Genomic DNA, 10,272 nt, shown 5'->3' with positions numbered 1-10,272 from the left:
ATAATGAAAAAAGTAAAAACCTCTTATGTCTATAAGAGGTTTTTACTTTTTTCTACTCATATGCTCCCAAAATGGGAGGATGAGTAGAAACAATAGTTTTATTATAAGCGTGTAATAAGGTGGCTCGTTGAGAGAATAACATTTGAAATAATCGTTATTTTAACTTAGTAATAGTATGGTTGTTGACATGGTCCACCGTAACAAGGATAAGGTGCTGGCGGCGGGAAAGGTGGTGGATAAGGTGGGTAAAATGGTCGAGGGCCGAAAGCTAATGCTCCGCCGAGTAATCCACCAGCAATTCCAGCTAGAAAGGGAACGCCAAAAAACGGGAAGAAGCGTGAGTCGCCTACTGGACCAATAGGTGCTGAACGGACTGGGATTGGTTGATAATATGGATACATGAACATACCTCCTTTATTGGACTCACTTTCATCATATGGTAAATGAAACGTGGATGAGCGCGTACAAGAAAGGATATGCAAGAAAATAGGCGAATTATTACGAATGTTGGAGTGTAAAAAGTGTAATTTCAGGTTTTGACATAAAACGGAATGGAACACGCGTTCTCCCTAGGCCTCGATTAACATAGAGAGTTAAATCTTGAATTGTATAGAAGCCTTCAATATAGTCTTTGGCGAGTGATGGTGTAATAATAGCTCCTAAAAAAGGAATTTGTACTTGTCCGCCGTGGCTATGACCAGAAAGTTGCAAGTTGATTGGATATCTGGAAACTTGGGGCGCGATATCTGGTTCGTGAACAAGAACAATGTTATAAGTATTTTGTCGTGCATGCTCTAATGTTTTCTCTATTTTGGGTTTGCCTAGTAGTATATCATCGAGACCGAAAATAGAAATCTCACTATTATCCATTAGACGAATTCTTTTTTCATTATTTAGCAATAGTTCAAATCCAGATTCACGCATGATGTGTTCATAGTATTTAGTTCCATATCCACCGTGATCATGGTTACCATAAATAGCGAATTTACCGAAGGGGGCTTGTATATTTTTTAAAATGGATGCAACGAAAGGAGTGTCAGTATACGTTTGGTAATTATCAATGAGATCTCCAGTAAAAAGGACAATATCTGGATTTACAGCATTAATTTTAGAAACAACTTGAGATAAATGTTGAAGCGAGAAATAGTATCCAAGATGTAAATCGCTGAATTGAAGAATTTTCATACCATGAAAACTTTTTGGGATGAGTTGTGATTTTAATGTGTGCTGTGTAAAAGAAATGAAATGGGGTTCTATATATTTAGCATAGTAGTATCCGATGCCACTGGTTATAAATGAATAGAGACAAGTGCGCATACCAATTTTTAAAAAATTTCTTCTTGTAATGTGCTTCATAAAAATATGAGTATCCTCAATGTTTTTATTCCATTTATAGGCTACTCTAATCTCCTTTCAGTTTATTTAAAATATACTTTACATAATAAAAAATTAGTATAGATTACGAAAAAAATGAATGAAAAGAAAATTCTTTACATTAAAATATCAGAAAAGTTTAAAAATATAAAGATTTCTATTAAATAAAGTGATAAAATGAATGTGTATTCATTTTTTGGAGGGGATGTATGTGAAAGAGAAGGTAGTTATTATAACAGGTGGATCGAGTGGAATGGGAAAAGGAATGGCGACTCGTTTTGCAAAAGAAGGGGCACGAGTTGTTATTACAGGACGTACAAAGGAAAAACTAGAGGAAACAAAGTTGGAAATTGAACAATTTCCGGGGCAAGTATTACCTGTACAAATGGATGTAAGAAATACGGATGACATTCAGAAAATGATTGAACAGATTGATGAGAAGTTTGGTCGAATTGATGTTTTAATAAATAATGCAGCTGGAAACTTTATTTGTCCAGCAGAAGATTTATCTGTGAATGGTTGGAATTCAGTCATTAATATTGTGTTAAACGGTACATTTTACTGTAGCCATGCTGTCGGAAAATATTGGATTGAAAAAGGTATAAAAGGGAATATCATTAACATGGTAGCAACATATGCATGGGATGCAGGTCCAGGAGTTATTCATTCGGCTGCAGCGAAGGCAGGGGTATTAGCGATGACGAAGACGCTCGCTGTTGAGTGGGGACGTAAATATGGAATACGAGTTAACGCTATCGCGCCAGGACCAATTGAACGTACGGGCGGTGCTGATAAATTATGGATTTCAGAAGAAATGGCTAAGCGTACGATACAAAGTGTTCCGCTTGGAAGGCTGGGTACGCCAGAAGAAATCGCTGGTCTAGCTTATTATTTATGCTCAGATGAAGCTGCGTACATAAATGGAACTTGCATGACAATGGATGGAGGACAACATTTACATCAATATCCATTTTAAAAGGGATAAAAAAATGAATGTTTGATTCATTTTTTTATGGTTAAATGTGACGGAATTGTGACATATGAAAGAAAAGTGTTTACAAGAGGTCATATATACGTTATATTTAAGACCTCTTTTTTCTTCATAGTAGAATTGCTAATTCCCCTTAGCATTTTACCCCTCTAATCCCTTCAGGAAAACTGAAGGGATTTTTTATTATTTTTCCGTAAATATCATGTTATAATTTTTGAAAAGTAAAGGGAGGGAAGCACGTTGATAGATGCATTAGATGTAATGAGTAACTTGGATAAAGTCCTTCCTTATTATCAAGCTATTTTTAGTGCTGATGAGCATACTGTAATTGGATATGAAGTAGTAGGACGTATTCAAACAGAAGAGGGCATACAAAGTTTAGCTTCTTTCTTTCACGATGATTCGATTCCAAGTGAATTTCAACTGGAAGCGGATAATATTATAGTAGAAAAAGCTTTAAATCGTTATTTAGAAAGCGATCAAAAATTATTATTATTTATACATCGGAATGCTAATGTATTAATGAATGATGATGATGAAAGCTTGCTTCAACTTTTATTGAGGTATGAAGAACAAGGTTTAAATTTAAAACAAATTGTTTTAGAGATTACAGAACATGAATGTAAAGAAGATATAGAGCAATTTAATCATTTGCTTATGTATTATCGTACATATGGTATTCAAATTTCGATTAATAAAGTCGGAACGGGCACAAGTAATTTAGAGCGTATTAGCGTGTTAGCACCTGATATTTTAAAAGTAGATTTAACGAATTTAAGGCAAACAGCACTTTTACAATCTTATCAAGATATTTTATATTCTTTATCATTACTTGCTAGAAGAATTGGTGCAACTTTGTTATATGAAGAAATAGATGCTTTTTATCAACTGCAATATGCTTGGAAGAACGGCGGAAGATATTATCAAGGTAATTATTTGAAAGAATGTTTACCTGATTTTATTGAAACGAATGTTTTGAAAGAGCGACTTGGTAATGAATGTCATCAGTTTATTCAGCATGAAAAGAAGAAGTTACAAAAAATTTATAATTTGACAGAGATGTTACGCGATCGCATTGGCGATGTTTTATCAAAACAAAAAAAGAATGAAGATATAAATGATTGGTTATTACAATTTAGTCAAAGTGTATCACAGTGTAGTTTTCGTATATTTATTTGTAATGAAGATGGTTTCCAACAATCAGGAAATGTTATGAAAAAAGATGGAGAATGGATTGTGATGCCGGATTATTATATGAAGAACTGGAGTTGGCGCCCGTATTTTCTCGAGAATATCATGAAAATGCGTTTTGAGAATAAGGCAAGGCTTTCAGATTTATATGCAGATATCGAAACGGGCGAAATGGTACGAACATTTTCTTTCCCAATAGATGATGACAACTTTTTATTTATAGATTTATCTTATGAATATTTATATGAAGAAGATGTTTTATTTTAATGCACGAAGAGATTCGTGCATTTTTTGTTTGTTTTTATCATAAATTGGTAATAGTGAAAATGGTGATGAAAATGCTGTCTATCGTTGTAAAGATTTTACGAACGAAATCTGTCCTTTCTTTGCATAATCATTGTTACAATGAATACTACAAAGACAAGTTCTTTTAAAAGGAAGGTGAAAAAATGAGGAAATATGGAATATGGCTTGTTCTATTTGTATGTGTTGCCTTTCTAGTTGGTTATAGTGTTACGACTGTTTTAGGGAAAGAGGAAGTGAAAGTTGATCGGAAAGAAGTATTTACAACGATACAAAAAGGCTATGAAACCCAGTTTTCAATTCGTGGGAAGCATTTGCCGATGAATAAGATGATAGAGACGTTATCACCGTATTTTACAGATAATTTCCTTCAAGTGTTTACAGATGAAAATAGCAGAAGTGATAAACAAAGTGGTGAATATTTACTTCCGGCAAAAGAAGCACCGTTTTCTTTTAATTCAGAAACGAAAATATCGTATGATGAAGAACATAAAAATTTATATGTATATGAGCGGACAAAAAGTGGACAATATCAAATTGTAACATTGAAAAGGGATCAAGATAAATGGAAGTTAGCAGGATATCATGAAAGTCAGGAACTCTTAACTGAAATAAAAAGGTTGCAACAATTATAAAGTGAAACTTTTAATCAGTGGGAGGGATTACTAGCCCATCTAACTCCTTTGCTTTAGCTAAATTTTTGGGGTTTTACTACCTACAAATAGCGGGATAAGAATAGGAATAGGTATTTACCTATTCCTATTCTATATTGAGTAGTTTTTGTAACTTTTCAATTTGAAAACCTGCAACTACTTCGCCATCAATTACGACTGTTGGAGTTGAATAAGAATCATAGTCGTTTAAAAGACGATTGCGAGCAGCAGCGTCTTTTTTTACGTCAAATTCTTCATATGCAACGTTATTATGCTTCAAAAATTCTTTAACAATAACACATGGCGGACAATCAGGTTGTGTATAAACCTCAATTTTTTTCATTGTAATTCCTCCTTTTTTCTGTTTTTTATTATATTCTTCCAGTATAAAAACCGCAATAAAGAAGGGGAAATATGTTCTTTCTGTTTTTTCCTTCGCATTTCGACAAATTTTTAGTTGAGTTTCTGGCCAATAACCTTTATCCTAGAGTGTGGAACATTTTTTCTGTTATGACGGATAGAATGAGTATAGCTGTAAAACCTATTGGTAGGAAGATCAGAGAAAGGAGAGATTTCATGTCTCTACTCCAAGGAATTTTAACTCGACTTGTTAGTCTACAAGAACAAGCTGAAAGCGGTGAAGTAGCACAACGCTATTTTGAAGTGAACGGTGAGCGCAAATGTAGCGTGAAATTTTTCGATAAAAGTGAAATGTATGAGTTAGAAGTGTATCAACAAGGTGAAAAACCTCAAGTGTACCAATTCGATAATATCGACATGGTTGCAATTGAGATTTACGATATCATTTCTTGATACATATAAAAAAGGTACTGCCATATGGCAGTACCTTTTTTAGTTCTATTACTTTCCAGCGTAATGTATAGAATTTTTTTATTTTTCCTACAATGGTATTAAAATGAAAATTTAATCTGTGTAAGTTTGCCTATCCATGTGGATAAGTAGTCCCGCCAACCGGATGAATATGTGAAGCTAAACTTCTCACAATTGCTGGGTTCTGCAAATAGTGGGAGAAATATAACTAGGAGGTTATCGTATGGAACATTTACCAGTTGTGATTTGTCCTAATTGTCAAAGCTCTGCTGAGATTACTCATGTATTAACGGCTCAATCTAATCAAAATGTAATTTATACGTGCCAAGTTTGTCACTTTGTAATTCGAAATATTGAAACGAATAAAGGATAGGAAGTTATAATTTTAGTTTTTGTCCCATACAATGAGAATACGAAAAGTCTGTCTAATTGAAAGGACGTGACTCTGTGGACGGTGCACATAAATTTTACAATGTTTCAGAGAGACATTTAAATTTTGATATGGTCTTTAGCCGTATTTGTAGTTTCATTGAAAAGGATCCACGAAATTTATATCGATTATCCATTGGGACAGACTCGCAAGCACATCAAAAGGATACGAGGTTTATTACAGCAATCCATATTCATCGTGTTGGAAAAGGTGCCTGGGGTTGTTTACACCATAGATCAGTAAAAGATAAGCCAGCAACCTTACGTGAGAAAATATATTTAGAAACGCAGTTTAGTCAAGAAATCGCATGTCTATTTACACCTACTCATATACAAACAATATGGGAGTTATTGCATCCTTATGCTCAAGATGGGGCTGGATTCATAATGGAAATTCATTTAGACATTGGGAATGATGGTTTAACAAAGGAATTTATTTTAGATATGACAGAAAAAATTCGAGCGATGGGATTAACTGCAAAAATTAAGCCGGATGCTTATGCGGCGTTTAGCTATGCAAATCGATATACGAAATGACTTTTTGTATGTTTACAATTGCTACATATCTTTTGGTAAAAACTGAATATTACATCTATTAAATAGGTTAAATTTTTTATATAATAAGAGTAACGATGCGATTGTAAGGAGAGGGGTATATGCAAAGGGAAGTTGTTTTAACGAAGGAAGAAGAAAGTTTACTACTAGATATTTTATTTCAGCAAAATTATGCAAGTGAAATTTTAGCTGTGGAACTTACAGATATTGAGAATGGTTTGAAACAGACGGATGTGATGCAATATAAAAAAATCACAAGGTTATTTTACAGATTAAAAAATAAAGGGTATTAAGCGCTACCGGAATGGTAGTCTTTTTTTTGTGCTGTATGCTAAAATAGCTGTGTGATTGTATTTTTATTGAAATAAATTTAGGACAAAATAATAATATGAAAACGCTGTCATAAAATGTGAATAGAGTTATGAACATAAGCAGGAAAAAGGGAAAATGGGGGATGTAATATGATTAGTATTCCGAAAGACGAATTTCAACAAATTCTTGTGAAGGATTTAATGATTTCATCGGAAAAAGTAGCTCATGTCCAAATTGGAAATGGTTTAGAACATGCTTTACTCGTTCTTGTGAAATCTGGATATTCGGCGATACCTGTCTTAGATCCAATGTATAAATTACATGGTTTGATTAGTACTGCCATGATATTAGATGGTATGTTAGGATTAGAGCGTATTGAGTTTGAAAGACTTGATGATATGAAAGTAGAGCAGGTGATGAAGGAAGATATACCTTTTCTTAAATTAGAAGATTCATTTGCAAAAGCTTTAGAAATGACAATTGATCATCCTTTTATTTGTGCTGTTAATGAAGAAGGCTATTTTGAGGGGATTTTAACACGTCGTGCTATTTTAAAATTGTTGAATAAGAAAGTAAGGCAACATAATCGATAACGTGAGAAAAGTGACTTCATAGAAACGAAGAAGTCACTTTTTTTCGTGCATATCACTTGTGTATGTATTATATTTAAAAAGACATAAAACATAAGGAAAGTTTGCGCTGGAAAATTGTATTTTCTGAATGAAAGCTTGTTGAAATAAGGTGTATGGAAGCTAAGGAAAGAGGGAGAAAGTTGCAAATTGATGATTTTCAAATGATGGTTGTGTTAGCTCAGGAATCAAATATGAGAAAAGCGGCGGAACGTTTATTTGTTTCCCAACCTGCGCTGAGTCAACGATTACAATCTATGGAGAAACAATGGGGAATGAAGTTTTTTATTCGCTCACAAAAAGGATTGACAATTACACCTGAAGGGGAAAAAGTTGCAAATTATGCCAAAGAAATGTTGCAAAAGGAAGAGGATATAAAAAGTGAGCTAGCTGTTTTTAGAACGGAAACTCATGGAACGTTAAAAATAGCTGTTGCATCAGTTATTGGTCAATATTGGCTTCCTCCTGTTTTGAAAAAGTTTGTGCATAAATATCCTTCTGTAAAGATATCGCTGTTTACTGGATGGAGTAGTGAAGTGCAAAAGCAGTTTTATGAAGGAGACGTTCATGTTGCTATACTGAGGGGAACACAAGAATATAAAGGTCAAAAGCAAAAATTATTTGAAGATGAACTGTATTTAGTTGATAAAGAAATAAAAGATATTTCGATGCTAAAAGAAACAAATAGGCCGTTCATTCAATTTAAAAGTGACTCGACTTATTATGGACAAATACAAAATTGGTGGTATGGTTTATTTTCTAATCCGCCTAAGCGAACGATTGTAGTTGACCAAATTGAAACATGCAAACAACTTGTTTTAAATGGTATAGGTTATGCCCTTTTACCTTCTACTGTTTTAAAGGAAGTACAGGAAAATATGTATAAAACACCTGTTCAATTGACGAGAGAAACATGGTTGTTAACAAGTGACTCAGCAAGGCAGTTGAAGCAAGTACAAGCATTTTTAGAAATTATAGAAGAAATTCAAAGGGAAAAATAAGATTATTATCTTGCTACTCGCTCTTTCGTTTGGTAGAGTAACATTATAAATGGATTTAGGAGGCAACAAGAATGAAAATGATGGACGCTAACGAAATTATTTCGTTTATTCAAAAAAGTGAAAAGAAAACTCCTGTAAAGGTATACATAAAAGGGGATTTAAAAGAAGTAACATTCCCTGAAACAGTACAAGCATTTGTGAATAAAAAATCAGGTGTATTATTCGGAGAATGGTCTGAAATTAAGACAATTCTTGATGAGAATAATAAGCACATCGTTGACTACGTTGTAGAAAACGATCGTCGTAATTCTGCAATCCCAATGCTTGATTTAAAAGGTATTAAAGCTCGCATCGAGCCCGGTGCTATTATTCGTGACCATGTTGAAATTGGTGACAACGCTGTAATTATGATGAATGCAACAATTAACATTGGTGCTGTAATTGGTGAAGGTTCTATGATCGACATGAACGCAGTACTTGGTGGACGTGCAACAGTCGGTAAAAACTGTCACGTAGGTGCAGGTGCTGTACTTGCAGGTGTTATTGAGCCACCTTCTGCAAAACCAGTTATCGTTGAAGATGATGTAGTAATCGGTGCAAACGTAGTTGTTTTAGAGGGTGTTACAGTAGGTAAAGGTGCAGTTGTAGCAGCGGGAGCTGTTGTAACAGAAGATGTGCCTCCATACACAGTTGTTGCAGGTACTCCAGCACGTGTAATTAAAGAAATTGATGAGAAGACAAAAGCAAAAACAGAAATTAAACAAGAGCTTCGTCAATTAAACCCAGAGAAATAAAAAGAAAAAAAAGCGTAAGAGCGTAAATGGGCTCTTACGCTTTTTATAGATAGAGGTGCAAAAATGACAGTAAGCAAATTTGTCCAAATTCGTAGAGATCTACATAGAATTCCAGAAATCGGATTTAAGGAATGGAAAACACAACAGTATATTTTAGATTATATAGGGACGCTTTCTCATGAATTTGTGGAAGTGAAGACATGGAAAACGGGTGTAATCGTTAAAGTAAATGGAAAAAATCCAGAAAAAATAATAGGTTATCGTGCAGATATAGACGGTTTACCAATTACAGAGGAAACTGGATATGAGTTTGCTTCTATTCATGAAGGAATGATGCATGCATGTGGCCATGATGTACATACAACAATCGGTTTAGGCCTTCTAACGAAAGCTGTGAGCGAAAGAATAGATGATGACCTTGTATTTCTATTCCAGCCAGCAGAAGAAGGACCAGGCGGTGCTCTTCCTATGTTAGAAAGTGAAGAGTTAAAAGAATGGAAACCAAATATAATTCTTGGTCTTCATATTGCACCAGAATACGCTGTAGGGACAATTGCAACGAAAGAAGGACTGTTATTTGCCAATACTTCAGAATTATATATCGATTTAAAAGGGAAAGGTGGTCATGCTGCCTATCCGCATACTGCAAATGATATGATTGTTGCAGCGAGTCATCTTGTTACACAGCTTCAATCCGTTATTAGTCGCAATGTAAATCCTCTTGATAGTGCAGTAATTACAATCGGAAAAATTACAGGTGGTACGGTTCAAAATATTATTGCAGAAAAATCTCGTTTAGAAGGAACGATTCGAACATTATCAGTAGAATCAATGAAGCGTGTGAAAAGCAGAATTGAGGCAATTGTTGCAGGTATCGAAGCTTCTTTCCAGTGTGAGGCGATTATAGATTACGGAGCAATGTATCATCAAGTATATAACCATGAAGAGTTAACGAGAGAGTTTATGCAATTTGTACATAAACAAACAGATATGAATGTTATTACATGTACTGAGGCAATGACAGGTGAAGATTTTGGTTATATGCTTCGAGAAATCCCTGGATTTATGTTTTGGCTTGGAGTAAATTCAGAATATGGTTTACATCATGCGAAATTAAAGCCAGACGAAGAAGTGATTGAAAAGGCAATTACATTTTTAAGCCAATATGTAAAGTGGAAAGGGAATAGAAAATAAAACTTCCGCTTTCTT

The 10,272-nt window shown here is 34.3% G+C and carries 14 protein-coding genes; 11 read left to right on the top strand and 3 right to left on the bottom strand.

Annotated elements, in window-relative coordinates:
* Nucleotides 1-164: 164 nt before the first annotated feature.
* Nucleotides 165-401 carry a hypothetical protein gene (locus DN403_RS03930; RefSeq protein ID WP_000283738.1) on the bottom strand — a complete coding sequence of 79 codons (237 nt, stop codon included), beginning with the start codon at nucleotides 399-401 and terminating at the stop codon, nucleotides 165-167.
* 97 nt (nucleotides 402-498) lie between these two features.
* Entirely contained in the window at nucleotides 499-1,356 is an 858-nt protein-coding gene (locus tag DN403_RS03925; protein ID WP_000680639.1) for a metallophosphoesterase, read from the bottom strand.
* A 229-nt stretch (nucleotides 1,357-1,585) separates the two neighbouring features.
* On the opposite strand from DN403_RS03925, the gene fadH reads away from it, so the two are divergent.
* From fadH to DN403_RS03910, 3 genes are all read left to right on the top strand, one after another.
* On the top strand, nucleotides 1,586-2,350 hold the full coding sequence (gene fadH / locus DN403_RS03920; RefSeq protein ID WP_000660913.1) for a 2,4-dienoyl-CoA reductase: 765 nt from the start codon (nucleotides 1,586-1,588) through the stop codon (nucleotides 2,348-2,350).
* A gap of 255 nt (nucleotides 2,351-2,605) precedes the next feature.
* Nucleotides 2,606-3,823, top strand: coding sequence for an EAL domain-containing protein (locus DN403_RS03915; RefSeq protein WP_000564306.1), 1,218 nt, complete (start codon nucleotides 2,606-2,608; stop codon nucleotides 3,821-3,823).
* 182 nt (nucleotides 3,824-4,005) lie between these two features.
* Nucleotides 4,006-4,494, top strand: coding sequence for a DUF3993 domain-containing protein (locus DN403_RS03910; protein WP_001233816.1), 489 nt, complete (start codon nucleotides 4,006-4,008; stop codon nucleotides 4,492-4,494).
* Between the two features lie 124 nt (nucleotides 4,495-4,618).
* Here the strand turns inward: DN403_RS03910 and DN403_RS03905 are convergent, their stop codons facing one another.
* A complete protein-coding gene (locus DN403_RS03905) occupies nucleotides 4,619-4,855 on the bottom strand; it encodes a glutaredoxin family protein (protein WP_000717872.1) in 237 nt (78 codons plus the stop codon).
* Between the two features lie 233 nt (nucleotides 4,856-5,088).
* Between DN403_RS03905 and DN403_RS03900 the strand changes: the two genes are divergently transcribed.
* The 8 genes from DN403_RS03900 to DN403_RS03870 all read left to right on the top strand — a co-directional run bounded on the left by DN403_RS03900 (nucleotide 5,089) and on the right by DN403_RS03870 (nucleotide 10,257).
* Nucleotides 5,089-5,325, top strand: a complete 237-nt coding sequence (locus DN403_RS03900; protein WP_000055151.1) for a YkuJ family protein — start codon at nucleotides 5,089-5,091, stop codon at nucleotides 5,323-5,325.
* A gap of 241 nt (nucleotides 5,326-5,566) precedes the next feature.
* Nucleotides 5,567-5,716 carry a hypothetical protein gene (locus DN403_RS31015; RefSeq protein WP_000400650.1) on the top strand — a complete coding sequence of 50 codons (150 nt, stop codon included), beginning with the start codon at nucleotides 5,567-5,569 and terminating at the stop codon, nucleotides 5,714-5,716.
* A gap of 74 nt (nucleotides 5,717-5,790) precedes the next feature.
* A complete protein-coding gene (locus DN403_RS03895) occupies nucleotides 5,791-6,309 on the top strand; it encodes a ribonuclease H-like YkuK family protein (RefSeq protein WP_000348492.1) in 519 nt (172 codons plus the stop codon).
* A gap of 119 nt (nucleotides 6,310-6,428) precedes the next feature.
* Entirely contained in the window at nucleotides 6,429-6,620 is a 192-nt protein-coding gene (gene abbA, locus DN403_RS03890; RefSeq protein ID WP_001188692.1) for an antirepressor AbbA, read from the top strand.
* 168 nt (nucleotides 6,621-6,788) lie between these two features.
* Nucleotides 6,789-7,232, top strand: coding sequence for a cyclic-di-AMP-binding protein CbpB (gene cbpB, locus DN403_RS03885; RefSeq protein WP_000623573.1), 444 nt, complete (start codon nucleotides 6,789-6,791; stop codon nucleotides 7,230-7,232).
* Nucleotides 7,233-7,384: 152 nt separating this feature from the next.
* Nucleotides 7,385-8,269 (top strand): LysR family transcriptional regulator, encoded by an 885-nt coding sequence (locus DN403_RS03880; protein WP_003261853.1) that lies wholly within the window; start codon nucleotides 7,385-7,387, stop codon nucleotides 8,267-8,269.
* A 71-nt stretch (nucleotides 8,270-8,340) separates the two neighbouring features.
* Nucleotides 8,341-9,063, top strand: a complete 723-nt coding sequence (gene dapD, locus DN403_RS03875) for a 2,3,4,5-tetrahydropyridine-2,6-dicarboxylate N-acetyltransferase (RefSeq protein WP_000783241.1) — start codon at nucleotides 8,341-8,343, stop codon at nucleotides 9,061-9,063.
* A 63-nt stretch (nucleotides 9,064-9,126) separates the two neighbouring features.
* Nucleotides 9,127-10,257 (top strand): N-acetyldiaminopimelate deacetylase, encoded by a 1,131-nt coding sequence (locus tag DN403_RS03870; RefSeq protein ID WP_000218671.1) that lies wholly within the window; start codon nucleotides 9,127-9,129, stop codon nucleotides 10,255-10,257.
* Nucleotides 10,258-10,272: the final 15 nt, after the last annotated feature.

It is taken from the genome of Bacillus sp. AY2-1 (genome assembly GCF_008368965.1).
Taxonomy (GTDB): Bacteria; Bacillota; Bacilli; order Bacillales; family Bacillaceae_G; genus Bacillus_A; species Bacillus_A thuringiensis_S.
The sequence above is the reverse complement of the archived record's forward strand: the minus strand, read 5'-3'. Positions and strand labels throughout refer to the sequence as shown.